Annotated in this window: 23 protein-coding genes; 9 read left to right on the top strand and 14 right to left on the bottom strand. The window is 72.5% G+C overall.

The genetic code is table 11. The features are described from left to right. Nucleotides 1-55: 55 nt before the first annotated feature. Nucleotides 56-1,069: a DUF5954 family protein gene (locus tag O7608_RS08290; RefSeq protein WP_289209381.1), complete on the top strand. Its 1,014-nt coding sequence runs from the start codon at nucleotides 56-58 to the stop codon at nucleotides 1,067-1,069. Nucleotides 1,070-1,123: 54 nt separating this feature from the next. Here the strand turns inward: O7608_RS08290 and O7608_RS08285 are convergent, their stop codons facing one another. The 4 genes from O7608_RS08285 to guaB form a co-directional block, all read right to left on the bottom strand. Next, nucleotides 1,124-1,510, bottom strand: coding sequence for a hypothetical protein (locus tag O7608_RS08285; RefSeq protein WP_289209380.1), 387 nt, complete (start codon nucleotides 1,508-1,510; stop codon nucleotides 1,124-1,126). A gap of 87 nt (nucleotides 1,511-1,597) precedes the next feature. Further along, nucleotides 1,598-3,013, bottom strand: a complete 1,416-nt coding sequence (locus O7608_RS08280; RefSeq protein WP_502959187.1) for a M1 family metallopeptidase — start codon at nucleotides 3,011-3,013, stop codon at nucleotides 1,598-1,600. Continuing rightward, nucleotides 3,010-4,128: a GuaB3 family IMP dehydrogenase-related protein gene (locus O7608_RS08275; protein ID WP_289209379.1), complete on the bottom strand. Its 1,119-nt coding sequence runs from the start codon at nucleotides 4,126-4,128 to the stop codon at nucleotides 3,010-3,012. The genes O7608_RS08280 and O7608_RS08275 overlap by 4 nt, the downstream gene beginning before the upstream one ends. 71 nt (nucleotides 4,129-4,199) lie before the next feature. Next, complete coding sequence (gene guaB / locus O7608_RS08270; RefSeq protein ID WP_502959186.1) at nucleotides 4,200-5,786, bottom strand: IMP dehydrogenase; 1,587 nt, start codon at nucleotides 5,784-5,786, stop codon at nucleotides 4,200-4,202. Between the two features lie 217 nt (nucleotides 5,787-6,003). Between guaB and O7608_RS08265 the strand changes: the two genes are divergently transcribed. Further along, the gene (locus tag O7608_RS08265; RefSeq protein WP_289209378.1) at nucleotides 6,004-6,420 is read left to right on the top strand and encodes a DUF5319 domain-containing protein; all 417 of its coding nucleotides are present in this window, start codon (nucleotides 6,004-6,006) and stop codon (nucleotides 6,418-6,420) included. Between the two features lie 53 nt (nucleotides 6,421-6,473). Here O7608_RS08265 and O7608_RS08260 read toward each other — a convergent pair whose 3' ends face one another. Beyond that, on the bottom strand, nucleotides 6,474-7,406 hold the full coding sequence (locus O7608_RS08260; protein WP_289209377.1) for a response regulator transcription factor: 933 nt from the start codon (nucleotides 7,404-7,406) through the stop codon (nucleotides 6,474-6,476). A gap of 267 nt (nucleotides 7,407-7,673) precedes the next feature. On the opposite strand from O7608_RS08260, the gene O7608_RS08255 reads away from it, so the two are divergent. Continuing rightward, nucleotides 7,674-8,066 carry a WhiB family transcriptional regulator gene (locus O7608_RS08255; protein ID WP_289209376.1) on the top strand — a complete coding sequence of 131 codons (393 nt, stop codon included), beginning with the start codon at nucleotides 7,674-7,676 and terminating at the stop codon, nucleotides 8,064-8,066. A 5-nt stretch (nucleotides 8,067-8,071) separates the two neighbouring features. On the opposite strand, the gene O7608_RS08250 is transcribed toward O7608_RS08255, so the two are convergent. From O7608_RS08250 to groES, 3 genes are all read right to left on the bottom strand, one after another. Next, nucleotides 8,072-9,733 (bottom strand): molybdopterin-dependent oxidoreductase, encoded by a 1,662-nt coding sequence (locus O7608_RS08250; RefSeq protein WP_289209375.1) that lies wholly within the window; start codon nucleotides 9,731-9,733, stop codon nucleotides 8,072-8,074. Nucleotides 9,734-9,860: 127 nt separating this feature from the next. Continuing rightward, nucleotides 9,861-11,504, bottom strand: a complete 1,644-nt coding sequence (gene groL / locus O7608_RS08245; RefSeq protein WP_289209374.1) for a chaperonin GroEL — start codon at nucleotides 11,502-11,504, stop codon at nucleotides 9,861-9,863. A gap of 119 nt (nucleotides 11,505-11,623) precedes the next feature. Next, a complete protein-coding gene (gene groES / locus O7608_RS08240; protein ID WP_502959034.1) occupies nucleotides 11,624-11,932 on the bottom strand; it encodes a co-chaperone GroES in 309 nt (102 codons plus the stop codon). Nucleotides 11,933-12,148: 216 nt separating this feature from the next. On the opposite strand from groES, the gene O7608_RS08235 reads away from it, so the two are divergent. From O7608_RS08235 to O7608_RS08210, 6 genes are all read left to right on the top strand, one after another. Beyond that, nucleotides 12,149-13,384 carry a class I SAM-dependent methyltransferase gene (locus O7608_RS08235; RefSeq protein ID WP_502959185.1) on the top strand — a complete coding sequence of 412 codons (1,236 nt, stop codon included), beginning with the start codon at nucleotides 12,149-12,151 and terminating at the stop codon, nucleotides 13,382-13,384. 11 nt (nucleotides 13,385-13,395) lie between these two features. Beyond that, nucleotides 13,396-13,875, top strand: coding sequence for a Cys-tRNA(Pro) deacylase (ybaK, locus tag O7608_RS08230; protein ID WP_289209373.1), 480 nt, complete (start codon nucleotides 13,396-13,398; stop codon nucleotides 13,873-13,875). A gap of 292 nt (nucleotides 13,876-14,167) precedes the next feature. After that, nucleotides 14,168-15,271 carry a sugar ABC transporter substrate-binding protein gene (locus tag O7608_RS08225; protein ID WP_289209372.1) on the top strand — a complete coding sequence of 368 codons (1,104 nt, stop codon included), beginning with the start codon at nucleotides 14,168-14,170 and terminating at the stop codon, nucleotides 15,269-15,271. Between the two features lie 126 nt (nucleotides 15,272-15,397). Then, the gene (locus O7608_RS08220) at nucleotides 15,398-16,201 is read left to right on the top strand and encodes an ATP-binding cassette domain-containing protein (protein ID WP_289209371.1); all 804 of its coding nucleotides are present in this window, start codon (nucleotides 15,398-15,400) and stop codon (nucleotides 16,199-16,201) included. After that, nucleotides 16,198-17,457, top strand: a complete 1,260-nt coding sequence (locus O7608_RS08215; protein WP_289209370.1) for a sugar ABC transporter permease — start codon at nucleotides 16,198-16,200, stop codon at nucleotides 17,455-17,457. Before O7608_RS08220 ends, O7608_RS08215 begins: the two co-directional genes overlap by 4 nt. 19 nt (nucleotides 17,458-17,476) lie before the next feature. Further along, complete coding sequence (locus O7608_RS08210; protein WP_289209369.1) at nucleotides 17,477-18,664, top strand: ROK family transcriptional regulator; 1,188 nt, start codon at nucleotides 17,477-17,479, stop codon at nucleotides 18,662-18,664. Between the two features lie 12 nt (nucleotides 18,665-18,676). On the opposite strand, the gene O7608_RS08205 is transcribed toward O7608_RS08210, so the two are convergent. The 6 genes from O7608_RS08205 to tsaB all read right to left on the bottom strand — a co-directional run bounded on the left by O7608_RS08205 (nucleotide 18,677) and on the right by tsaB (nucleotide 24,772). Beyond that, on the bottom strand, nucleotides 18,677-20,473 hold the full coding sequence (locus O7608_RS08205) for an ABC transporter ATP-binding protein (RefSeq protein ID WP_289209368.1): 1,797 nt from the start codon (nucleotides 20,471-20,473) through the stop codon (nucleotides 18,677-18,679). Continuing rightward, the gene (locus O7608_RS08200) at nucleotides 20,470-22,149 is read right to left on the bottom strand and encodes an ABC transporter ATP-binding protein (RefSeq protein WP_353850510.1); all 1,680 of its coding nucleotides are present in this window, start codon (nucleotides 22,147-22,149) and stop codon (nucleotides 20,470-20,472) included. Before O7608_RS08200 ends, O7608_RS08205 begins: the two co-directional genes overlap by 4 nt. Nucleotides 22,150-22,286: 137 nt before the next feature. Next, on the bottom strand, nucleotides 22,287-22,541 hold the full coding sequence (locus tag O7608_RS08195) for a hypothetical protein (protein ID WP_289210824.1): 255 nt from the start codon (nucleotides 22,539-22,541) through the stop codon (nucleotides 22,287-22,289). Between the two features lie 11 nt (nucleotides 22,542-22,552). Then, complete coding sequence (gene tsaD / locus O7608_RS08190) at nucleotides 22,553-23,599, bottom strand: tRNA (adenosine(37)-N6)-threonylcarbamoyltransferase complex transferase subunit TsaD (RefSeq protein WP_289209366.1); 1,047 nt, start codon at nucleotides 23,597-23,599, stop codon at nucleotides 22,553-22,555. Further along, the gene (gene rimI / locus O7608_RS08185) at nucleotides 23,592-24,083 is read right to left on the bottom strand and encodes a ribosomal protein S18-alanine N-acetyltransferase (RefSeq protein WP_289209365.1); all 492 of its coding nucleotides are present in this window, start codon (nucleotides 24,081-24,083) and stop codon (nucleotides 23,592-23,594) included. Before rimI ends, tsaD begins: the two co-directional genes overlap by 8 nt. Then, on the bottom strand, nucleotides 24,080-24,772 hold the full coding sequence (gene tsaB, locus O7608_RS08180; protein ID WP_289209364.1) for a tRNA (adenosine(37)-N6)-threonylcarbamoyltransferase complex dimerization subunit type 1 TsaB: 693 nt from the start codon (nucleotides 24,770-24,772) through the stop codon (nucleotides 24,080-24,082). Before tsaB ends, rimI begins: the two co-directional genes overlap by 4 nt. Between the last annotated feature and the right edge of the window lie 157 nt (nucleotides 24,773-24,929).

Below are 24,929 nucleotides of genomic sequence, written 5' to 3'. Positions count from 1 at the left end.
AACGGTGGAGGCGACCGGGCTGCGCTGACAGCCATCAAGGAATCACAATGCGCACATGTCCTTCGACGCTAACCAGGTTCCCCCGCATCTGTTGATCAAGGTCGAGCAACCGGACCACCCGGTGTCGCTGGTCGCCGAGGACGACGCCCGGCAACGGTCGGCCGCCTATCCGACCATCATGTGGGGCGCCCCGGTGTTCGGCTGCGCCCAGGAGGTCGACGGTCGATGGCGAATCGTCCGGCTCAACGGCGACAGTCCGCAGGATGCCCGTGACAGCCTGGCCTCGCACCTGCGGTGGCTGCACAGCGAGACGCCGCCGACCGCCGGGAACGCCGCCCGCCGCGCGGAGTACGAAGCGATGTACGAGCTGCTCGACTGGGAGGCCGTCGACGAGTCCACCGTCGACGGCCACCGCTACCGGATCATCCGGGCCCAGCCGTTCATCCGGATGGGGGCGGACGGGCCGGAACCGCCCCGCCCCACCGACCTCGACCCGCTGGGCCAGGCCAAGCGGGACACCTCCCACATGGAGGGCTTCGTGATCGACCCGGCGGCCGGCACCGGGCTCACCGCCGGGCTGGTCCGGATGGAGCTGATCTCGTCGTCGTACGATCCGACGACCGTCGCCGCCGACGTGTTCGCCGACTCCCGCCGGGCGCTGACCACCCACCCGAACGTGGTGCTGCTGCCCGTGGGCTTCACCGTCGGGGCGTACGTCGACGGCAGTTGGCGTCCCCGGTCGGCCAGCACGTACGCGACTCCGCAGGCCGCCCGCGACGCCGGGTCGTTCGTGATGCCCGACATCCGCCCGGGCGGCGACACCTCGGTGGAGGAGTTCCGGGCCGCGTTCGACCGGGCCCGCGCGCAGCACCGGCCACCCCGTACCGACGATTTCGAGGTCGAGGGGGTCCGCTGCCGGGTGACGCGGGTCGAGACCTTCGTCCGGGTCGGACCCGACGGCCCGGAAGGCCCGCGCCCGTCGGACCCGGAGTCGCACCTGCCGCCGGCCCGGCTCATGCAGGACCACCACGCCGAGGAGCAGGAAGACCTGACCTCGGGCCCGGACTGACCCGGTCGCTGGATGTCGTGGTCGGGCTCGGCCGCACAGCCGAGCCCGGCCACGTCAGTCGAAGGGGATCACCGGAAGATCCTTGTAATCGCCGTACGCGTCCGGCTCGCCGGTCAGCACGTAAGCGGTGTGGGTGATCGCGTCGAACAGCGCCGAGGCGACGTCGACCCGGCCGAGAATGCGACTCCACTCGGTCAGCGCGCGCCAGTCAGCCGCCGGGGTCGACGTCACTACCGCGTACGGGTGCTCGGCGAGCAACGACACACCGGATGCCTGGTGCTCGGGCACGCGCCTGGACGCCTCAGCGAGGCACACCACCGGCAGCGCGAAGCTGCCGCCCTCGTCGACGACCTCGGCGATGGTCTCACCGACGTCTGTCGAGACGGCGGCGTAGGCGAGGATCGCCGAGGTGTCGAGGACCAGCCGAACCGAGCCGCTCATGCGGCGGAAGAACGGCCGACGCCGCGCAACTCGCTCCAGCGGTCGGCGGTCATCCGCTCGCGCGCCAGATTACATCTTCATACCGGGTCAGGGCCTGGTGGGCGCGGTGTCGCCGTACAGCCAGGCGTCGAAGAACTCCCGCAGCGGCTGTCCGGTGACCCGCTCGGCGACCGTGACGAACTGCTCGGTGGTGGCGTTGCCGCCCCGGTACTCGCCGGCCCAGGTACGCAGCAGCCGGAAGAACGCGTCGTCGCCGACCGTGCGCCGCAGCGCGTGCACCGTCATCCCGCCCCGCTTGTAGACCGCCTGACCGAAGATCCCCGCCGGGCCGGGATCACCGGCCGGCTTCGTCCAGTCGATCCGGTCGTACTCCCGGTCGAACATCTCGTCGGCGGTGGCGGCACCGTCGTGTTCGGACCACAACCATTCGGCGTACGTCGCGAAGCCCTCGTTGAGCCACATGTCCCGCCACTGCCGCAGCGACACGCTGTTGCCGAACCACTGGTGGCCGAGCTCGTGCGCGACCACCCAGGTCTCCGGGCCACGGTCGAAGAACACGTCGCCGTACACCGGCCGGGACTGGGTCTCCAGGGCGTAGCGGATCCGGTCGTCGCTGACCACGATCCCGCCGTACGCGTCCACCGGGTAGGGGCCGAACACCGTCTCCAGGTAGTCGGCGATCTCCCCGGTGCGGGCCATCGCCTGCTCGGCCGGACCACCGGCGGGCAGGTCGGCGGAGACGGCGGTCACCATCGGCCGGCCGGCGTGGGTGCCGGTCTGCACGCGGTAGTCGCCGATCACCAGCGTGGTCAGGTAGCTGGCCAGCGGGGTCGACTCCGACCAGCGCCAGGTGGTCCAACCGTCCGCGCTGGTCGTCTCCCCCGGTACGCCGACGCTCAGCGCCGCCAACCCGTCCGGCACGGTGATCTCGAGGTCGAACGTCGCCTTGTCCGACGGGTGGTCGTTGACCGGGAACCAGGTGCTGGCCGACTCGGGCTGGCCGAGCGCGATCGCCCCGTCGTCGGTGATCTGGAAGCCGCCCTCGCCGAAGTCGCGGCTGACCAGCGGCTCCGGCTCGCCGCCGTAGTCGACGACGACGGTGAACGCCGACCCGTCGGGCAACCCGGCGGCCGGCGTGACGACCAGTTCGTCGTCGTCGCGAGTGTGCTGCGCGGGCCGGCCGTCGACGTCGACCGACGCGACGTCCAGGCCGGCCAGGTCCAGGTTGAACCGGGACAGGTCCATCGTCGCGGTCGCGGTGATCGTGGCGGTGCCGTCGAGCTGACGGGCCGCCGGGTCGTAGCGCAACGCCAGCTGGTAGCCGGCGACGTCGTAGCCACCGTTGCCGTACGCCGGGAAGTAGGGGTCGCCGATCCCGGCCGCACCGGGCTGGAAGTCGGCCTGCGGGGACCGGTCGACCAGCTCCGGCAGGACCCCGCAGCCGCTGGCGGCGAGGACGGCCGCCAGCGTCGCGGTGACGACCGACGTACGGCGCGCGGTCACCGGTCCAGGACCAGCCCGACCCGCTGGAACTCCTTCAGGTCGCGGTAGCCGCACTTGGCCATCGCCCGGCGCAGCCCGCCGAAGAGGTTCTGCTGGCCGTCCGGGGAGTCGGCCGGGCCGAACAGCAGCTGCTCCATGTCGCCCAGCGGCTCACCGGCGACCCCGTACGCGCCGCGCGGCAGCTTCGGGTGGCTGGCCACCGAATGCCACCAGGCACCGGACGCCGGGGCCTCGGCGCACAGCGACAGCGGCTCGCCGAGCATCACCGCGTCGGCGCCGCAGCCGAGGGCCTTGGCGATGTCACCGGAGGTCTGCAGGTCACCGTCGGCGATCAGGTGCACGTATCGGCCGCCGGTCTCGTCGAGGTAGTCGCGGCGGGCGGCGGCCGCGTCGGCGATCGCCGTCGCCATCGGCACCCGGATGCCGAGCACCGAGTCGGTCGTCGCCCACTCGTCGGCACCGATGCCGACGATCACGCCGGCCGCGCCGGTACGCATCAGGTGCAGCGCCGTCTTGTAGTCGGTGCAGCCGCCGACCACGACCGGCAGGTCCAGGTCGGCGATGAACTCCTTGAGATTCAGCGGCTCGTCGGTGGTGGAGACGTGCTCGGCCGAGACCAGGGTGCCCTGGATCACCAGGATGTCGACGCCGGCGTCGAGGATCACCGGGGCCAGCGCCAGGGTGTGCTGCGGGGACACCCGGACCGCGACGGTGCCGCCACCGGCGCGCATCTGCCGGACCCGTTCGGCGATCAGTTCGGGGCGGATCGGTTCGGCGTACGCCTCCTGCAGCCGCTTGGTGGCCGGGTCGTCGTCGTCCATCCCGGCCAGCTCGGCGAGGACCTTGGCCGGATCCTCGTAGCGGGTCCACAGCCCTTCGACGTTGAGCACGCCGAGCCCGCCCAGCTCGCTGAGCTTCGCGGCGGTGGCCGGGCTCATCGTCGCGTCCGACGGGTGCGCCACACACGGGATCTTGAACTGGTACGCGTCGAGCTGCCAGGCGGTGGAGACGTCGTCGACGTCCCGGGTGCGCCGGCTCGGCACGATGGCGATGTCGTCCAGGTGGTAGCCGCGCTGCGCGGTCTTGCCCAGCCCGATCTCGACCACGTCACGCATGGGTGTCTCCGTTATGGACAGGTCGACGCGCGGCCGCCGCACGTTCGGCGACGGCAGGTCGACGGGGAACGTCAGCGGGTGTGGTAGTTGGGTGCTTCGACGGTCATCTGGATGTCGTGCGGGTGGCTCTCCTTCAGACCGGCCGCGGTGATCCGGATCAGCTGGCCGCGCTGGTGCAGGTCGTCGATGCCTTCGGCACCGACGTACCCCATCGCCAGCCGGACCCCGCCGATCAGCTGGTGCACGACGGTGCTCAGCGGCCCACGGTACGGCACCTGGCCCTCGACGCCTTCAGGTACCAGCTTCTCGTCGCTGAGGACGTCCTGCTGGAAGTAGCGGTCCTTGGAGTAGGAGCGGGCCTGGCCGCGTGACTGCATCGCCCCCAGCGAACCCATCCCCCGGTACGACTTGAACTGTTTGCCGTTGATGAACATCAGCTCGCCGGGGCTCTCCTCACAGCCGGCGAGCAGGCTGCCGAGCATCACCGTGTGCGCCCCGGCGACGAGCGCCTTGGCGATGTCACCGGAGTACTGGATGCCGCCGTCGGCGATCACCGGCACCCCGGCCGGCTGGCAGGCGCGGACCGCCTCCATGATCGCGGTGATCTGCGGTACGCCGACCCCGGCGACCACCCGGGTGGTACAGATCGCGCCGGGGCCGACCCCGACCTTGACCGCGTCGGCACCCGCCTCGACCAGCGCCCGCGCACCGGTGTAGGTGGCCACGTTGCCGCCGACGACGTCGACGGCCGTGTCCGCCTTGAGGGCCCGGACCATGTCCAGCACGGCCCGCTGGTGGCCGTGCGCGGTGTCGACGATCAGCACGTCGACACCGGCGTCGACCAGGGCGCGGGCCCGCTTGTACGCGTCGTCGCCGACCCCGATCGCGGCGGCCACCCGCAGCCGGCCGGCGTCGTCCTTGGTCGCGTCGGGGTACTGCTCGCTCTTGGTGAAGTCCTTGACGGTGATCAGCCCGCGCAGCCGGCCGGCGTCGTCGATCAGGGGCAGCTTCTCGACCTTGTGCTGACGCAGCAGCGCCAGGGCGTCCGCCTTGGCCACCCCGACCGGGGCGGTGACCAGCGGCATCCGGGTCATGATCTCGCGTACCGGCCGGTTGGAGTCGGTTTCGAAGCGCATGTCCCGGTTGGTGACGATGCCGACCAGTGCCCCGTCGGCGTCGACGACCGGTACACCGGAGATGCGGTACCGGCCGCAGAGCGTGTCGACGTGCTGCAGGGTGTCGTCCGGGCCGCAGGTCACCGGGTTGGTGATCATGCCGGCCTCGGAGCGCTTCACCAGGTCGACCTGGAGTGCCTGGTCGTCGGCGGAGAGGTTGCGGTGCAGGACGCCGATGCCGCCCTGGCGGGCCATGGCGATCGCCATCCGGGCCTCGGTCACCGTGTCCATGGCGCTGGACAGCAGCGGAATCGACAGCTGCACGTTGCGGGTCATCGACGTCACGGTGTTGACCCGGCTCGGGATCACGTCCGACTCGGCGGGCTGCAGCAGCACGTCGTCGAAGGTCAGACCGAGCGGTACCGCCCGGGCCGACCCGGTGGGCATCTCCGGTACGTGACCACCGAACGCCGGGGGGACGGACACGCGCCCGCCGTTGGCGGTACGGTCGACGACGGTCTGCTCGGCTGGCGAGTTCTCCACGACTTGATCCCCTGAGCTGGTCGGACGGGTGCGCCTGGTGGCAGATGCGGGTGGGGACACGCGGCCTTGCGCGGAGGCGGCCCGGTGCCCGACTGCGGTTGACCGGCTCGCGCCGTCGCGACGGCGCGATGGTTCATCGTACCCACCGGTCCTGGTGCCGGCCGCGCCGCGCCCACCTGGGCCGGCCGGGCGGTACGGATGGGACTACGGTGGAGGGGTGCACGAGGAGCCGATCGATCCGTTCAGTGGCGACCCCGCCGATCCGGCGGCCGGGCTGGAGGATCCCACCGAGGACGGGGAGTCCGACTCGTTGACCGCCGCCGAGCGGCAGGACGTGTTGGAGGACCTGGCGGACCTGGAGGTCTACCAGGCCCTGCTCGGCGCGGTCGGGATCCGTGGTCTGGTGATCGAGTGCGAGGACTGCCGGGAGCCGCACTACTTCGACTGGGACCTGCTGCGCGGCAACCTGCGGCATCTGCTCAACTCGGGCCGGCCACGGGTGCACGAGCCGGCCTTCAACCCGGACCCGGACCACTACGTCACCTGGGAGTACGCCCGGGGCTACGCCGACGGCGTACACGACACCCTGCACGACGAGTCCGACGACGACGAGATGCCGGAGCAGTCGTCCTGATCCGGTAGGCGCGGCGACGGCACCGCGCCGGCTGTCCCGGCTGCCAGGTCGGCTCAGGCGACCAGGCCGGTACGGAATCCGGTCGCCACGGCGTGGGCCCGGTCGCGGGCACCGAGTTTGCGGAACAGCCGTCGGGCGTGGGTCTTGACGGTGTCCTCCGAGACGAACAGTTCCCGGCCGATCTCGCCGTTGCTCTTGCCTTCGGACATGCCGCGCAGCACCTGGAGCTCCCGTTCGGTCAGCCCGGTACGCCGCAGCGGCGAGCCGGACGGGCCGATGGTCGGTGCAGTGCCGGCCGAGCCGGTGGTCGGCGTACCGCCGGGGGGTGTCGTCGCGGTGCTCGGGCCGCCGGTCACCGCCGGACCACCGGCGGTCGGGCTGCCGGTGGTGGGGCTGGCCGGCGCCGTCGCGTCGTCGCGCTGGTTCGGCACCACGGTCGCGGCGGCGTCGGTCGGTGCGGATGCCGCCGGGCCGGTGTCGGCACCGGGGGTGGTGCCGGTGGCCCGGTTGGCCGCCGAAGCTGCGGCGACGGCACTGACGGAGGCGGTCTCGGCCGGCGCGGGCGCGACGGTGGCGGTGAGCGTCGCCGACTGTTCGGCCAGCAGCGCCGGCGTCTGCCGACCGGGGGCGGCCAGCAGCAGCAGGGTCTTGGCGACGACGCTGACCAGGTCGTCGGCGTCGCGGATCAGGCCGCGGGCGCCGGCCGCGATCGCGGCGGACGCCACCTGCGGCTCCTCGCCGCCGAAGAGCACGATCACGCTGTTCGGCGAGCGGGCCAGCACCCGGCGGGTGAAACTGGCACTGTCCGGCCGGGCCAGCGCCGTGTCGGCGAGCACGATCTCCGCCGGCCGTTCGGACAGTCGCAGCATCACCTCGGGTTCGGAGACGGCGGTCCGGACGACAGCGGAGAGGCCGAGCCGGGCCGCCGCCCCGGTGATGTTCTGAGCTGCGGCAACCGACCGTACACAAACGAGCACCTTACGCACTGTGTCTCCCCTCTCCCGTGAGCAGGAGATCACGCGACGCCGGTTCGCTCACACGCTTTGCCACGAAAAAAGATGAAAGTTCAGGACGGCTGGCCCCGTCGGCGACCGGCCGTCGCCGGCCAGGTTCCCCACAGGTTGCGCGGGTAGTGATTGAGCGGTGGGGCTGGCGGGTACCGCAGTGACTGTCGAGGACCGATGCGCTTGCGCGGCCGGCCGCCCGGTCCGACCATGAGCTGTCCGCGGTGCCGCGCGGAAGGAGGGGTGCAGATGTCGGACGTACGTCGACTGCCCGGACCTATCGTCGACCTCTGGGAGTGGCAGATCCTCGGTGCCTGTCGCGGTCGCGACAGCGCGCAGTTCTTCCACCCGGACGGTGAACGCGGTTCGTCACGCACCCGGCGGGAGGCCGGCGCGAAGGCGGTCTGCCGGACCTGCCCGGTCCGCGCGGAGTGCGCGGCCCACGCCCTGTCGGTACGCGAACCGTACGGTGTGTGGGGCGGGTTCAGCGAGGCCGAGCGGCTGCGGCTGCTCGCCGTCGGCTGGGAGGACCTGGCCGACCGGCACCGGCACCGGGTGGACGTGGCCCGGTTGGAGGCCCGGCTCGGCCGCCCGCACAAGTCGACCGTACCGACGCAGCGCCAGACCGCATCGGCAGCCTGAACCTGCTATGCCACGGTGACCCGGATCGTGTGCCAGCCGGTCGCCCCGTCCGGGGCGACCGGCTGGCGGCCCTCCGGCTGGGTCTCGCCGGTGGTGTCGGTCGCCCGCACCTGCAGCACGTGCTCGCCGGGGGTGGCCGGCCACTGCCAGACCCACTGCACCCAGGTGTCGGCGGAGACGGCCGGGGCCAACGTCGCCGACTGCCAGGGGCCGTCGTCGACCCGTACCTCGACGGCACGGATGCCCCGGTGCTGGGCCCAGGCCACCCCGGCCACCGGCACCGTGCCGGCGGTCAACTCGCCCCGCTGACGCGGCGTGTCGATCCGGGACTGGGTCTTGATCGGCCCCTGCGCCGACCAGCCCCGGGGCACCCAGTACGCGTCGAAGTCGGCGAAGCTGGTCACCTCCAACTCGGTGATCCACTTGCAGGCGGAGACGTAGCCGTACAGGCCGGGCACCACCATCCGGACCGGGAAGCCGTGCTCCACCGGCAGCGGTTCGCCGTTCATCCCGACCGCGAGCAGCGCGTCCCGCCCGTCGAGCAGCGCCTCGGTCGGCGTACCGCAGGTCCAGCCGTCGACCGACCGGCCGACGACCTGGTCGGCGCCGGGCAGCGGGCCGGCGGCGGCCAGCAGTTCCCGCACCGGTACGCCGAGCCAGCGGGCGTTGCCGATCAGGTCGCCGCCGACCTCGTTCGACACGCAGGCCAGGGTGACGTACCGCTCGACCAGGTCCATCGCGAGCAGGTCGGGGTAGCTGACGGTGATCTCGGTGGCGACCCGGCCGTGGATCCGCAGCCGCCACTGCTGCGGGTCGACCCGGGGCACCACCAACGCGGTGTCGATCCGGTAGAAGTCGGTGTTGGGGGTGACGTACCGGGTCAGGCCCGACACCTGTGGGTCCACACCGGACGGCACGGGCGCGGCGACGTCGGCGGCGGCCGGCAGGGTGATGGATGCCCGGACACTGGTCACGCTGCGCCGCTGCGCCAGCCACCGGCCGCCGGCCCCGGCCAGTGCGGCGGCCCCGACGCTGACGCCGACGGCGGACAGGAACCGCCGCCGGTCGCCCACCCCGGCCCCGGGCAGCACCGGCGCGGTCGGGGTGGCTGGAGCGGCTGGCCCGGCCGGCGGGGCCGGCGGATCGACGGCGGGGCGCAGCGGGCCGACGCCGGGCTGCGGCGGGGCGACGGCGGGGCGCAGCGGGCCGGTCAGCAGCGCCCGCAGCAGGATCGCCGCAGCCAGGGCACCGAGCAGCGACGGCAGCGCGGCCGCCGGACCGGCGTCCGGCCGGCTCACCGCCGCCGCGACACCGACCAGGCCGAACGCGGCGATACCGAGATCCCCGGCGATCGGCGCGCGGGCCGCCAGGACGCCGATCCCGGCGGCGAACCCGGCCAGCAGGACGGCGGTGCCGACCAGCAGCGCAGTCTTGTCGTGTACGCCGAACACGTCGATGGCGAACCGGGTCAGCGACTCCGGCGCGGAGTCGACCACGACCCCGCCGACCGCGACCAGCGGTGCCGAGCGGGCACCGGCGACGACCGCGACCACCTCGGCGAGCCCGAGGGCGACGGCGGCGACGGCCACCCCGGCGAGAGCGGCCAGGCGGGCCGGCGTACGGCCGGCGGCGGCCCGCGCCACCGGCGGTGCTGCCTGTTGCGTCATCGTCCGACGATACGTCGCGACCAGAACGGTTGGCGAAAGCGGAATCCGCGCGACCAGGGCCGGGCGGCGTACCGCCGGAGTGCCCTGATCGCGCGGATTCAGGTGAAGCAGGTGGAACAGGTACGGGTCAGAACCCGGGGCCGTGCTGGTGACCGTGCCCGTGGTCGTGCCCGTGGCCGCCGGCGGCCGGTTGCGGCTTCTCCGGCTTCTCCACCACGAGGGTCTCCGTGGTGAGCAGCAGCCCGGCGATCGACGCGGCGTTGGTGACCGCGTTGCGGGTCACCTTGACCGGGTCGACGATGCCGGCTGCGGCCAGGTCGACGTACGAGTCGGTCGCCGCGTTGAGGCCGTGGCCCCAGTCGGCGTCACGCACCTTGCCGACGACGACGTACCCGTCGTGACCGGCGTTCTGGGCGATCCACCGCAGCGGCTCGTGCAGCGCCTTGCGGACGATCGACACACCGACCTTCTCCTCGCCGGTGAAGCCGAGGTCGTCGTCGAGCACGCTGGCGATCTGGCTGAGCGCGGCGCCGCCACCGGGGACGATGCCTTCCTCGACCGCGGCCTTGGTCGCGGCGATCGCGTCCTCGATGCGGTGCTTGCGCTCCTTCATCTCGACCTCGGTCGCGGCACCGGCCTTGATCACAGCGATGCCGCCGGAGAGCTTGGCCAGCCGCTCGGACAGCTTCTCGCGGTCCCAGTCGGAGTCCGACGCCTCGATCTCCTTGCGGATCTGGGCGACCCGGTCGGCGACCTCGGAGTCGCGGCCACCGCCGTCGACGACCGTGGTGGTGTCCTTGTCGACCACGATCCGCCGGGCGCTGCCCAGCTGCTCCAGCCCGACGGCGTCGAGCTTGTAGCCCAGCTCCGGAGCGACCAGCTCGGCGCCGGTGAGGACCGCCATGTCCTGCAGCATCGCCTTGCGGCGGTCGCCGAAGCCGGGGGCCTTGACCGCGCAGATCTTGACGGTCTTGCGGATGGCGTTGACCACCAGGGTGGACAGCGCCTGGCCCTCGACGTCCTCGGCGACGATCAGCAGCGGCTTGCTGGCCTGGACGACCTTCTCCAGCAGCGGCAGCAGCTCCTCGATCGAGGAGATCTTCTGGGTGGTGATCAGGATGTAGGCGTCCTCGAGGACCGCTTCCTGCGCTTCGGCGTCGGTGACGAAGTGCGGGGAGACGAAGCCCTTGTCGAACTGCAGGCCCTCGGTGACGTCCAGCTCGGTGGCGAGGGTGGAGCCTTCCTCGACGGTGATCACACCGTCGCGGCCGACCCGCTCCATCGCCTCGGCGATCAGGTCGCCGATGGTGGCGTCCTGCGCCGAGATCGTCGCGACCTGGGCGATCGAGTCCTTGCTGGCCACCTCGACGGCCTTGGCCAGCAGTTCGTCGGAGACCTTCTGGACGGCCGCGTCGATGCCGCGCTTGAGGCCGGCCGGGTTGGCTCCGGCGGCCACGTTGCGCAGCCCTTCACGGACCATCGCCTGGGCGAGCACGGTGGCGGTGGTGGTCCCGTCGCCGGCGACGTCGTTGGTCTTCGTCGCCACCTCCTTGACCAGCTGCGCACCGAGATTTTCGTACGGGTTGGTGAGCTCGATCTCCTTGGCGATGGTCACGCCATCGTTGGTGATCGTCGGGGCGCCGAACTTCTTGTCCAGCACGACGTTGCGCCCGCGCGGGCCGAGGGTGACCTTGACCGTGTCCGCGAGGGTGTTGACGCCGTGCTCCAAGAGGTGTCGGGCGTCGTCCGAGAAACTCAGGATCTTCGCCATGACATTCCCTTCACAGGCACTAGCCGTCGGCCGGGCGGCGCAGGGCGCCGGGCACCGGCCAACGGGCGACGCCCCGGAGACCCGCGTGGGGCTCCGGGGCGTTCAGCACTGGCAGTAGGTCACTTCTCGATGACGGCGAGGACGTCGCGGGCGGAGAGCACCAGGTACTCCTCGCCGGCGTACTTGACCTCGGTGCCGCCGTACTTCGAGTAGATGACCGTGTCGCCGACGTTGACGTCAACCGGGATCCGGTTGCCCTTGTCGTCGACGCGGCCCGGGCCGACAGCGAGGACGGTGCCCTCCTGCGGCTTCTCCTTGGCGGTGTCGGGGATCACGATGCCCGACGCCGTGGTGGTCTCAGCCTCGTTCGCCTGGACCAGGATCCGGTCCTCGAGCGGCTTGATCGCAACCTTGGTCGCGGTAGTCACGGGCATACCCTCCTGGGGTATCAGGTGTTGGTGCCGGTCGCGTGGGCGGCCAGCGTCAATCTGCCTCATGTCCACCGGGCGGGTCCGTCGTCGCGGGTGCCGGTCCGCCTGGCGTTTCGCCCTCCGGCCGGAGCCGGCGGGCTGGCACCCTCAGCATGAGAGTGCTAACCGCAGATTAGCAGTCGCCTGTGCGGAGTGCTAGCCCGATGGCCGACCATGGACAATGTCGCGGTGCACCCGGACGAGTTGGCCGCGCTGCGCTCCCCGGCCGGGGCGGCGGCCCTGACCGCCGCCGCGCAGGTGCTGGCCGCGCCGGGCGGCGACGACCCGCTGGCCGCGGCGACCGCGCTGCGTACCGCCGGGGTGCCGGCCCCGCTGGCCACCGCCGCGCTCACCCAGGCCGCGCTGCGCGCCCGCGCGGCCGGCAAGTTCGGCCCGGCCGCCGCCCGGATGTTCTTCACCCGCGCCGGCCTGGAACAGGCCACCCGGGCCGTGGTCGCCGACCGCCGCGCGGCCCGGTTGCGCGCCGCCGGGGTACGCCACCTCGCCGACCTGGGCTGCGGGGTCGGCGCGGACACCCTCGCCGCCGCCCGGGCCGGAATCCGGGTGTACGCCGTGGAGGCCGATCCGGCCACCGCCGCGATCGCGGCCGCCAACGCCGAGGCCACCGGGCTGGCCGACCTCGTCACGGTGGTCTGCGCCGACGCCACCGACGTCGACCTCACCGGCGTCGACGCGGTCTTCTGCGACCCGGCCCGCCGCTCGGGCACCGGCCGACGCACCTTCGACCCGGACAGCTACTCCCCGTCCTGGGACTTCGTCCGCGACCTGGTCGCCCGGGTGCCCCGGACCGTGCTCAAGGTCGCACCGGGCATCGACCACGCGCTGATCCCGCCCGGGGCCGAGGCCGAGTGGGTCAGCGTCGACCGGGACGTGGTCGAGGCGGCGTTCTGGTGCGGCCCGCTGGCCGGCCCGTCCCGGCGGGCCACCCTGCTGCGTACCGGGCGGCCGGCGGCGGGCCTGGTCGGCGACGGCGGGGAGGCGGTGGCGGTCGGCCCGGTGCGGCGCTACCTGTACGACCCGGACGGCGCGGTGGTCCGCGCGCACCTGGTGGCCGCGTTCGCCGCCACCGTGGCCGGCACCCTGGCCGACGAGTCGATCGCCTACGTCTACGCCGACACGCCGACCGACACGCCGTACGGCCGGTGTCTGGAGATCACCGACGTGCTGCCGTTCTCGCTGAAACGGCTGCGGGCAGTGCTGCGCGAACGCGGTGTGACGCGGCTGGAGATCCTCAAACGCGGTTCCCCGCTCGACCCGGCCCAGTTGCGGCGCGACCTGCGGCTGCGTACCGCTGCCGGAGCCGGCGTGGCGGCGAGCCTGGTGCTGACCCGGGTGGCCGGCGCCCCCACGGCCCTGCTCGGCCACCCACTGGGCGCGCCGGGACGGTAACGTCGCCGGACATGGCAGGTACGGCGACCCCGGCGACGACGCTGCTGACCAAGCGGCGCGTTGCGTTCCAGGTGCATCCGTACCAGGTGCCGCCGGAAACGCCCGACTACGGCGCGGCGGTCGCGGCCGCCCTGGGCGTGGCACCCGCGCAGGTGTTCAAGACGCTGGTGGCGCAGGTCGACGGCGCGCTCGCGGTCGGCGTCGTGCCGGTCACCGGGGAGTTGGACCTCAAGGCGTTCGCGGTGGCGCTGGGCGGCAAGCGGGCGGTGCTCGCCGACCGGGTGCTGGCGGAGCGGACCACCGGGTACGTCCGGGGCGGGATCAGCCCGCTCGGGCAGCGCCGGCGGCTGCCGACGGTGCTGGACGCCTCGGCCGGCCGGTACGCCGAGGTCTACGTCTCGGCGGGCCGGCGCGGGTTGCAGTTGAGTATCGCTCCGGGTGACCTGGCCGCCGTCGCCGATGCCCGGTTCGCCCCGATCGCTGCCCACTGATCCGGCAGACGACGGGCAGATGTCCGTCACGTTGCTGAATTGTTATCGCTGGCAACAAAACTCGTGACGGCAGCGGTCTTGTGCTCGCCGCCACACTCCTAATACGTTGCCGGACACAACAAAACGACGACGGCCCTCCGCCCCAGCTGTGGCCGTCGCCCTCGCCGGCCGGGTTCCGGAGCCCACAGCGCCGCGCGAGCCACACCTCACGCACGGACAGCACCACCTCAGCACGCACGAGCAGCACCACCTCCTTGTACGCGACACATCACCCTCCGAAAGGACCCGAGCGATGCGCAAAGGGATCCTCAGCACCGCCGCCGCCGGCATTCTGCTCGCCGGCGGCCTGACCGCCTGCGGCAACGACAGCGGCACCGGCACCGGCACCGGCACCGGCGACACCCCGACCCCGAAGATCGGCGTGATCCTGCCGGACAGCGCCTCCTCCGACCGCTGGGAGACCGCCGACCGGCGCTTCCTGGAAGAGGCCTTCAAGGCCGCCGGCGTCGACTCGACCATCCAGAACGCGCAGGGCGACAAGGCCCAGTTCCAGACCCTCGCCGACCAGATGATCACCGACGGCGTCACCGTCCTGATGATCGTCAACCTGGACTCCGGCACCGGCAAGGCCGTGCTCGACAAGGCCAAGCAGCAGGGCGTCGCCACGATCGACTACGACCGGCTGACCCTCGGCGGCTCCGCCGAGTACTACGTCAGCTTCGACAACGAGGCCGTCGGCAAGCTGCAGGGCGAGGGCCTGGTCAAGTGCCTGACCGACGCCGGGGTGCAGAACCCGACGATCGCCACCCTCAACGGCTCGCAGACCGACAACAACGCCACCCTGTTCAAGGCCGGCTACGACGGGGTCCTCGACCCCAAGTACAGCTCCGGCGAGTACACCAAGGGCCCGGACCAGTGGGTGCCGGACTGGGACAACACCCAGGCCGCGACGATCTTCGAGCAGATGCTGACCCAGACCGGCGGCAAGATCGACGGTGTGCTGGCCGCCAACGACGGCCTCGGCAACGCCGCCATCTCGGTCCTCAAGCGCAACCAGCTCAACGGCAAGGTCCCGGTCACCGGCCAGGACGCCACCCCGCAGGGCCTGCAGAACATCCTCGCCGGCGACCAGTGCATGACCGTCTACAAGGCGATCAAGGCTGAGGCGCAGGCCGCCGCGGAGCTGGCCATCGGGCTGGCCAAGGGCGAGCGCAAGGAGGTCGCGCAGACCGTCACCGACACGGAGACCAACCGCGAGGTGCCGGCGGTCCTGCTCACCCCGCAGGCCATCTACAAGGACAACGTCGTCGACGTGGTCAACGACGGCTACGTCACCGCCGAGGAACTCTGCACCGGTGAGTTCGCCGCGCTCTGCACCGAGGCCGGCATCAGCTGACCCGGCGTCGCCGGCCCGGCCCGGCAGCCCCGCCGCGGGTGTCACCCGGCAGCACCATCGCCGGGTGACACCCGCGGCGGACGCGCCGACGCCGCTGGACGGACACCCTCACGAAGGAGACCATCCGTGTCCGCGACCCCCCTGCTGCAACTGCGTGGGATCGACAAGAACTTCGGCCCCGTCCAGGTGCTGCGCAACGTCGACTTCGACGTCCACGCCGGTGAGGTGACCGCGCTCGTCGGTGACAACGGCGCCGGCAAGTCCACCCTGGTCAAGTGCATCAGCGGCATCCACCCGATCGACCGCGGCGACGTCCTGGTCGACGGCCGACCGGTGCACATCCACAGCCCGCGCGACGCCGCCTCGCACGGCATCGAGGTCGTCTACCAGGACCTCGCGCTCTGCGACAACCTCGACATCGTGCAGAACATGTTCCTCGGGCGGGAGAAGCGCTCCGGGCTCGTGCTGGACGAGACCACCATGGAACAGATGGCCGCCGACACGCTGGCCGGGCTCTCCGTACGGACCGTCAAGTCGCTGCGCCAACTCGTCGCCAGCCTCTCCGGCGGCCAACGCCAGACCGTCGCCATCGCCAAGGCGGTGCTCTGGAACAGCAAGGTCGTGATCCTCGACGAGCCCACCGCCGCGCTCGGCGTCGCCCAGACCGCCCAGGTGCTGGAGCTGGTCCGCCGACTCGCCGACAACGGCCTCGCCGTCGTGCTGATCTCACACAACATGAACGACGTCTTCGCCGTCTCCGACCGGATCGCCGCGCTGTACCTCGGCCAGATGGTCGCCCAGGTACGCAGCACCGAGATCACCCACGCGCAGATCGTGGAGCTGATCACCGCCGGCCGCAGCGGTCAGCTCGGCCTGCCCGCCGACAACGGCGCCGAGTACACCACCAGCGGACCGGGAGCCGACCGATGAGCACCGCCACCTCGACAGCCCAGCGGCCGGCGACCCCGGTCGCCTCGCCAGGTGTCGGCGAACACCTGCGCAACTACTTCTCCCGGGTCCGCGGCGGCGACCTCGGCGCGTTGCCGGCCATCCTCGGCCTCGTCGTACTCTGCACCGTCTTCTCGATCGTGCGGCCCAACTTCCTCACCGCCGGCAACTTCGCCAACCTGTTCATCCAGGGCGGTGCGGTCGCCCTGATCGCGATGGGGCTGATCTTCGTCCTGCTGCTCGGGGAGATCGACCTCTCCGCCGGCTTCGCCAGCGGGGTCTGCGCCGCGATCCTGGCGGTCGTCTCCACCGAGATGGGCCTGCCCTGGTACGTGGCGGTCCTCGCGGCGGTCGCCACCGGCACCCTGATCGGCACCGTCCTCGGCGTCCTCGTCGCGAAAGTCGGCATCCCGTCGTTCGTGGTCACCCTCGCCGCGTTCCTCGCCTTCCAGGGCACCGTGCTGCTGCTGATCGACGGCGGCCGCAACGTGTCGATCCGCGACAACGTGCTGATCGCGATCGTCAACCGCAACGTCCCGCCGGTCATCGGCTGGGCGATCTTCGGCGTCGGGGTGGCCGGTTTCGCCGCGATCCAACTGCTGCGCTACCGCAGCCGCTCCGCCAAGGGCCTGGTCACCGACCCGATGGTGGTGGTCCTGGCCCGCATCGGCGTGCTGGTCGCGGTCGCCGGATCGGCCGTCTACATCCTCAACCAGGAGCGCGCGGTCAACCCGCTGTTCGCCTCGCTGCGCGGGGTGCCGATCGTGGTCCCGATCATCGTCGTACTGCTGATCTTCTGGACCTTCGTCCTCAAGCGCACCGCGTACGGTCGGCACATCTACGCCGTCGGCGGCAACCGCGAGGCCGCCCGCCGGGCCGGCATCAACGTCGACCGGATCCGGATCTCCGCGTTCATGATCTGCTCCTCGATGGCCGCCGTCGGCGGCATCGTCGCCGCCAGCCGGGCCAACTCGGTGGACGCCAACACCGGCGGCAGCAACGTGCTGCTGTTCGCCGTCGGCGCCGCGGTGATCGGCGGCACCAGCCTCTTCGGCGGCAAGGGCCGGGTCCTCGACGCCGTCCTCGGCGGTGCCGTGGTCGCGGTGATCGAGAACGGCATGGGACTGCTCAACGTCGAATCCGGCGTGAAGTTCGTCTTCACCGGCCTGGTGCTGCTGCTGGCCGCCAGCGTCGACGCACTGTCGCGCCGCCGGGCCGCCGCCGCCGGATCCCGATGACCGCGGAGACGACGGCGCGATGCGGGCAGGGCCCAGCCAGGAGGAGATCCGCCGGCAGAACCTGGGGGCGCTGCTGCGCCACGTCCACCTGCACGGGGCGACCACCCGCGCCGAGCTGACCACCACCCTCGGGCTCAACCGCAGCACCATCGGCGCGCTCACCGCTGACCTGGCCGGCGCCGGCCTGGTCAGCGAGGGCGGATCCCGGGAAACGGGCCGGGCCGGACGACCGTCACTGGTCGTCCGGCCCGAGTCCCAACGGGTGTATGCGTACGCGCTGAGCATCGAGGTCGACCGGTTGCGGGCCGCCCGGGTCGGACTCGGGGGCCGGATCCTCGACGTCCGCACCGCCGACCGGCCCCGGGGCACCCTCGCCGCCGAGGCGGTCGGCCCGCTCGCCGGCTTCGTCAAGGAACTGCACCAGTCGGTGCCGGCCGGGTCGGTCTTCGTCGGCAGCGGCGTCGCGGTCAGCGGCATGGTCCGCCGCGACGACGGCATGGTCCGGCTCGGGCCCACCATGGGCTGGGTCGACGAACCGCTCGGCGCGGCCCTGGCCGAGGCGCTCGGCGACGACCGGGGCGTCCTGGTCGGCAACGTCTCCGACCTCTGCGCGCTGGCCGAACACGCCCGAGGGGCCGCCGTCGGCTGCGACCATGTCATCTACCTGTACGGCGACGTCGGCGTCGGCGCCGGGATCATCGCCGGTGGCCGCCGGGTCACCGGCCACGGCGGGTACGGCGGCGAGGTCGGCCACATGGTGGTGCACCCCGGCGGCCGGCCCTGCCTGTGCGGCTCCCGGGGCTGCTGGGAGACCGAGATCGGCGAACACGCCCTGATCCAGGCCGCCGGCCGCACCGGGGCGATCGGCCGCGAGGCGGTGCTCGCCGTCGTCGACGCCGCCGACCGGGGCGACGGGCTGGCCCAGGCCGCGATCCGCCAGGTCGGCGACTGGCTCGGTTTCGGCGTCGCCAACCTGGTCAACATCTTCAACCCGGAGACCGTGGTCTTCGGCGGTACGCTGCGCGACGTCTACCTGGCGGCGGCGGCCCACGTCCGCAGCCGGCTCAACTCGATCGCGTTGCCGGCCTGCCGGGAACACGTCCGGCTGCGCACTCCGAAACTCGGCGACGACGCCCCGCTGATCGGGGCCGCCGAACTCGCCTTCGAGCAGCTGCTCGCCGACCCCCTCGACGCCACCACCGGTTAGCCCGCGCGCCGGTCAGCCGCGCGCGTCGGTAGCGGTGTCCGCACCGGTGGCGGTGTCCGCGCCGTGCCAGGACCGCCACAGTGCGGCGTACGAGCCACCGGCGGCGACCAGCTCGTCGTGCGAACCCAGCTCGCTGATCTGGCCGTCCTCCACCACTGCGATCCGGTCGGCGTCGTGGGCGGAGAACAGCCGGTGCGCGATCGCGATCACCGTCCGCCCGTGCAGCACCGCGGCCAGCGAGCGTTCCAGCTGCCGGGCGGTACGCGGATCGATCAGCGAGGTCGCCTCGTCCAGCACCAACGTCTGCGGATCGGCCAACACCAGCCGGGCCAGCGCCAACTGCTGTGCCTGAGCCGCCGACAGCGGATGCCCGCCGGCACCGACCACAGTGGCCAGTCCCGCCGGCAGCTCGGTCGCCCAGTCGAGCGCGTCGACCGCCGCCAGGGCGGCCCGCACCTGGTCGTCGGTGGCGTCCGGCCGGACCATCGCCACGTTGTCCCGGACCGTGCCGATGAAGACATGATGCTCCTGGGTGACCAGGGCGACCTGGGAGCGCAGCCGGTCGGGGTCGAGGTCGGCCAGCGGCACCCCGCCGACGGTGACCGCCCCGGCGGTGGGCCGCAGCACACCGGCGAGCAGCCGGCCGAGGGTGGACTTGCCTGCGCCGGACGGTCCGACGATGGCAATCCGCTCCCCCGGCTGCGGCACCAGGGTCACCCCGCGCAGCACCTCGTACCCGTCGACGTAGCTGAACCGGACGTCCCGGGCGGCGACCGGCTCCGCCGAACCGGCCACCGGATCCGTCGAACCGGCCGCCGGCTCGGGCGACGGGCCGTCGTCCTGCGCGACGCCGAGCAGTCGGGCCAGCGACGCGCCGCCGACCTGCAGCTCGTCGAGCCAGTTGAGCAGCCGGTCCAGCGGTCCGCTGAGCATCTGCACATAGATGACGGCGGCGGTGACCTGGCCGAGGCTGACCCAGCCCCGCAGATGGAACCACCCACCGATCACCAGGGTGGCAACGACCGGCACCACGTACCCGATCTCGATGATCGGGAACCAGACGGTCCGCAACCACAAGGTGTAGCGCTCGGCGGCGTACTGGCGGCGGATGTCGGTGTCGGTGCGCAGCCGGCGGCGGTCCTGCTGCCGCAGCGCCTCCACGGTCCGCGCCCCCTCGACGGTCTCACTCAACCCGTCGGTGATGTCCGCGTAGGCGGCGCTCTCCCGCAGATAGCCCTCCGGGGCCCGACGCAGGTACCAGCGGGTGCCGGCCCACAGCAGCGGGACCACGATCAGGCAGGGCACCGCGATCAGCGGGCCGAGCAGGACCAGGGCACCGACGATGAAGATCGCCGTGCTGAGCGCGATCAGCGTCTCCGGGACCGCGAAACGCACCGTACGCGACAGCGCCGACACATCACGCGAGGTACGAGTCAGCAGGTCACCGGTGCCGGCCCGCTCCACCGTGACCAGCGGGATGGCCAGCACCCGCTCGACGAACTCCTCCCGCAGCGTGGCGAGCACCCGCTCACCGAGTCGCGACGAGGCGACGTGAGCGTAGCGGGCCAACACCGACTGCAGGATCAGGAACCCCGCGATGGCCGACGCGGTACGGTCCACCGTCGCGGCGACGGTACCGGCGGACAACGCCTCGACCAGGCCGCCCAGCAGCCTCGGCGCGGCGAGCCCGGCGACCGCCGCCGCCGCGTGCAGGGCGATCGCGGTGGCGAGCATCCGGGGGTGCCGGCTGATCACCGTACGGGTGTATCGACGGACCTGCGCCGGCCCGGCCACCGCAAGCGTGGTCACGGCTGGTCACCACCCCGAGTGACCAGGGCCGCGTACCGTGGCTCACGCTCCAGCAACGCCCGGTGAGTGCCTTCGGCGACCACCTTGCCGTCGTGCAGGAACGCCACCTGATCCGCCTGGTCCAGCAGCAGCGGGCTGGTGCTGCACACGACGGTGGTACGACCGGACCGGGCGGCACGTAGCCGCCCGGCGATCCGGGCCTCGGTGTGGGCGTCCACCGCGCTGGTCGGCTCGACCAGGACAAGAATCGGCGGGTCGGTCAGCAACGCCCGGACCAGCCGGAGCCGCTGCTGTTGACCGCCGGAGAACTCCCGGCCCCGCTCGGCGACGCGGGCGTCGAGCCCGTCGGGCAGCGCCGCGACGATGTCGGTGGCGCTCGCCGCGACCAGGGCCGACGTCAGTTCGTCGTCGGCCGCGCCGCCGACGATGTCCAGCTCGTCGCGGAGCCGGCCGGTGAACAACCGGGCGTCGTTGTCGGCCACCAGAATCCGCTCCCGGACCGCGCCGAGCGCCAGCTCCCGCAGCGGTACGCCGGCCAGGGTGACCTCGGCGTCGACGTAGCGCCCGAGCCGGTCTGCCAGCGCGGTCGCCGCCGCCGGGTCAGTGGCCGCGACAGTGGTGAGCCGGCCCGGGGCCACCCGCAACCCGGTGACCGCGTCGAAGAGCACGCCGGGCAGCCGGGGCACCGACTTTGGCTCGGGCGGGTCGGTCAGCTCGGGTGCCAACGCGAGCAGGCCGACGACCCGGCGGGCCGCGACGTACCCGGTGGTCTCGGTGGTGATGAACTCGCTGAGCGTCCGGATCGGGCCGACCAGGAAGGCGGTGTATCCGTAGAACGCCACCAGCTGGCCGACGGTGATCTCACCGGACAGCGTGAACCGGGCTCCCAGCCAGGTCACCAGGACCAGGAACATGCCGGGCAGCAGCAGCTGGGTGGCTTCGAGCAGGGACTCGACCCCGGCGACCCGGACGCCGCGTCGGCGCAGCTCCTGCGATTCGGTCCGGTAGCGGGACGTGAGGACCCGCTCGCCACCCACCCCACGCACGATCCGCAACCCGGTGACGATGTCGTTCGCGAGCGTCGCCAGGGTGGCCTGCTGATCGCGGTACACCTGCTGGTGGCGGTGCAACGGCCGGACCAGGCCGCCCACCACGGCCATCAGCAGCGGTACGCCGACCAGCACCACGAGCCCGAGCGGCACCGAGGTGGCCAGCAGGATCGCGGTGATCACCACGATCGCGACGAGCGCCCCACTGGCCCGGCTGACGATCTCGATGGCGCTGCCGAGGTTGCTGATGTCGGCGGTACCGATGCTCACCACCTCGCCGGTGGCCAGCCGTTTCGGCAGGGCGGCACCGAGTCGGTTGGCCTGCCGTACGGTGATCTGGGTGGTCCGGTAGGCCGTGGACAGCCAGACGAACACCGCGAACCGGTGCAGGACGACTCCGGCGGTGGCCTGGAGCAGCCCCAGACCGAGCAGGACCAGTCCCCAGTTACGCAGGGCGGCGGCGTCCCGGTCAGTGAGTCCACTGTCGATTGCCACCCCGACCACCGCCGGCATCAACGCCTGACTCACCGTCCACACCACCGACAGCAGCGCGGCTGCCGTCAGGGCCGGACCCACCCTGCCGACCAGCCACAGCAGGTACCGCCCGGGCGACCGTGCGTCGGGCACTCCGGGATCGGGTTCGGGTAACGGGCGCATGACTCAGCGAGACTAGGCCGCCGCCCGATCGGCAAGCCACCGAATTTCGCCGACCAGGCCCGGACCGCAGGACCGGCGGCTCCGCATCCCCTCAGGCAGGACTCGGCTCAGCGGTCGACCTGGGTGAAGTCCCAGCTGTGCGGCGGCCGGGTGACCAGCCGCAGCGGCGGATCCGGCAGGGAGACCGGGCCGCTGCGCCACTTCGAGACGACCACCACCCGGTCGTCGGTGGACGAGAAGACCTCGCTGGTCAGGTGCAGCGGGCTGTGCTCGATCTCCGCCAGCGCGGTGTCGCAGACCCAGGTGAGCAACTCCGGCAGGCGGGACGGCTCGGCCTTGGCCTCCCACATCCGCACGATCACGTCGCCGGACATTACACGCTCACCGTGGTCAACGGCAGCGCGGAGTCGGCCGGTAGGTCCAGCCGGCTGGCCGGCACCCCGGCGGCCACCAGGTGCGAGCCGAGTGCGGCGACCATCGCCCCGTTGTCGGTGCACAGCTTGGGCCGGGGCACCCGGACCCGGATCCCGTACCGCGCGCAGCGCTGCTCGGCCATCGCCCGCAGCCGCGAGTTGGCCGCCACCCCGCCGCCGATGACCAGGGTTTCGACGCCCTGCTTCCGGCAGGCGTCGATCGCCTTGGTGGTCAGTACGTCGCAGACCGCCTCCTGGAACGAGGCGGCCACGTCGGCGACCGGCACCGGCTCGCCGGCCCGTTCGCGGGCCTCCACCCAGCGGGCCACCGCCGTCTTGAGCCCGGAGAAGGAGAAGTCGAACCGGTGCGTGGCGAGGTCTTTCGGCGCGGTCAGGCCACGCGGGAAGGCGATGGCGGCCGGGTCGCCGTCGCGGGCCGACCGGTCGATGGGCGGCCCACCGGGGAACGGCAGCCCGAGCAGCCGGGCCACCTTGTCGAACGCCTCACCGGCGGCGTCGTCGATGGTGGCACCGAGCGGGGTGACCCCGGCGGTCAGGTCGTCGACCAGCAGCAGCGACGAATGTCCACCCGAGACCAGCAGGGCGATCGCCGGCTCCGGCAGCGGACCGTGTTCGAGGGTGTCGACGGCGACGTGTGCGGCGAGGTGGTTGACGCCGTACACCGGTTTGTCGGCGGCGATCGCGTAGCCCTTGGCCGCCGCGACGCCGACCAGCAGCGCGCCGGCCAGGCCCGGACCGGCGGTGACGGCGATCGCGTCGATGTCGGCGAGGGTCACCCCGGCGTCGTCGAGCGCCCGCCGCATGGTCGGCACGATCGCCTCCAGGTGGGCCCGGCTGGCCACCTCCGGCACCACGCCACCGAACCGGGCGTGTTCGGCCACGCTGGAGGCGAGCGCGTCGGCGAGCAGGGTGTGCCCGCGGACGACGCCGACTCCGGTCTCGTCGCAGGAGGTCTCGATCCCGAGGACCAGAGGTTCGTCAGCCATCTCGCATCATCACCAGGGCGTCGGTGTTGCTGGGTTGGTAGTAGCCGCGACGTACGCCGACCGGTTCGAAACCGTACGCCGCGTAGAGCCGCTGTGCGGGCGCGTTGTCCACCGCGACCTCGAGGAAGGTCCGGCCGGCACCGCGCCGGCCGGCTTCGTCGAGCAGTGCGGTCAACAGGGTACGGCCGAGGCCGCGCCGCTGGGCGTCGCGGCGAACCGCGATGTTCTGCACCCACGCCTCGTCGGGTGCCCCGGGGTCACCGGCCCACGCCAGTCCGGCGTACCCGGCGACCTCGTCGGCGTCGTCGACGGCGGCCAGGTAGTGGTGGTCGTTGGCCAGCTCGTTCCAGAACATCTCGGCCGACCATTGTTCCGCGCCGAACAGGTCCGCTTCGATCGGCAGCACCTGCTCGATGTGCCACCAGCGGAACTGGACGATCCGTGGCCGCGTGCCGGCCCGGGTCTGCGTGCCGGCCCGGGTCACCGTAGCACCGGTTTCCGGCCGGTCGCCGCGACCGCGTCGGGTCGGCGCAGGTAGCACGGGGTCAGCGGCTCGCCGTCGGCACCGGCCCGGACCCGGTCGGCGGCGAGTTCGGCCAGCGCCAGAGCGCTCGGGTAGCGCGGCTCGGGCCGCACCGGCAGGCCGAGGACGTCGGCGTAGCGCAGCGCCCCGTCGCCGACCGCCGCGACGACGCCCGACGGGGCGGCACCCGGCAGGGCCTCGGCCACGGCGGCCGGGGTCGCCACCGCCGGGTCGGTCAGCCGCCGCCCGTCGCCGGCGTACACCGCCCAGTAGATCTCGCGCCGACGCGCGTCGGTCGCGACCAGCACGGGGCCGGCGGCGGGGTCGGCGGCGGGCGCCCGGCCGAGCGCGTCGAGGGAGACGACGCCGTACGCCGGGATGTCGAGTGCGTGCGCCATGCTGACGGCGGTCACCAGGCCGACCCGCAGCCCGGTGAACGGCCCGGGGCCGAGCCCGGCGACGACCGCCGTGAGGTCGGTCGCCGTCGCGCCGGCCTCGACCAGGCAGGCGGCAATCTGCGGGCCGAGCAGTTCGCCGTGCGCGCGCCCATCGATCGCGCAGCGGCTGGCCAGCAGGCGTACACCGTCGGTGACCTCGGCCAGCGCGGCGGTCACCGCGGGCGTCGACGAATCCAGCACGAGTACCAGCACGGTAAGCACACTAACCGGACAGCCCCGCCGACCATCGCACCGGCCGGCAGATCGCCCCGGCGCGCCAGTTGGCGCGCCGGGGCGTGCGCGACGGGCGGGGAAGTCACGGAACGTCAGCACTTGAGGGACAACTACGCGGCTGAACGGTATTCCCCTG

The organism is Solwaraspora sp. WMMA2056, from assembly GCF_030345095.1.
In the GTDB taxonomy this organism is placed as follows: Bacteria; Actinomycetota; Actinomycetes; order Mycobacteriales; family Micromonosporaceae; genus Micromonospora_E.
Note: the sequence above shows the minus strand (reverse complement) of the source record. Positions and strands in the feature narration are given on the sequence as shown.

Bases quoted from the DNA above. Each gene is read 5' to 3' on its own strand.
- O7608_RS08235 (WP_502959185.1), top strand. From the start codon at position 12,149: ATGGACAATGTCGCGGTGCACCCGGACGAGTTGGCCGCGCTGCGCTCC.
- ybaK (WP_289209373.1), top strand. From the start codon at position 13,396: ATGGCAGGTACGGCGACCCCGGCGACGACGCTGCTGACCAAGCGGCGC.
- O7608_RS08255 (WP_289209376.1), top strand. From the start codon at position 7,674: ATGTCGGACGTACGTCGACTGCCCGGACCTATCGTCGACCTCTGGGAG.
- O7608_RS08250 (WP_289209375.1), bottom strand. From the start codon at position 9,733: ATGACGCAACAGGCAGCACCGCCGGTGGCGCGGGCCGCCGCCGGCCGT.
- O7608_RS08210 (WP_289209369.1), top strand. From the start codon at position 17,477: ATGCGGGCAGGGCCCAGCCAGGAGGAGATCCGCCGGCAGAACCTGGGG.
- O7608_RS08290 (WP_289209381.1), top strand. From the start codon at position 56: ATGTCCTTCGACGCTAACCAGGTTCCCCCGCATCTGTTGATCAAGGTC.
- tsaD (WP_289209366.1), bottom strand. From the start codon at position 23,599: ATGGCTGACGAACCTCTGGTCCTCGGGATCGAGACCTCCTGCGACGAG.
- O7608_RS08275 (WP_289209379.1), bottom strand. From the start codon at position 4,128: ATGCGTGACGTGGTCGAGATCGGGCTGGGCAAGACCGCGCAGCGCGGC.
- O7608_RS08285 (WP_289209380.1), bottom strand. From the start codon at position 1,510: ATGAGCGGCTCGGTTCGGCTGGTCCTCGACACCTCGGCGATCCTCGCC.
- O7608_RS08215 (WP_289209370.1), top strand. From the start codon at position 16,198: ATGAGCACCGCCACCTCGACAGCCCAGCGGCCGGCGACCCCGGTCGCC.
- O7608_RS08225 (WP_289209372.1), top strand. From the start codon at position 14,168: ATGCGCAAAGGGATCCTCAGCACCGCCGCCGCCGGCATTCTGCTCGCC.
- groL (WP_289209374.1), bottom strand. From the start codon at position 11,504: ATGGCGAAGATCCTGAGTTTCTCGGACGACGCCCGACACCTCTTGGAG.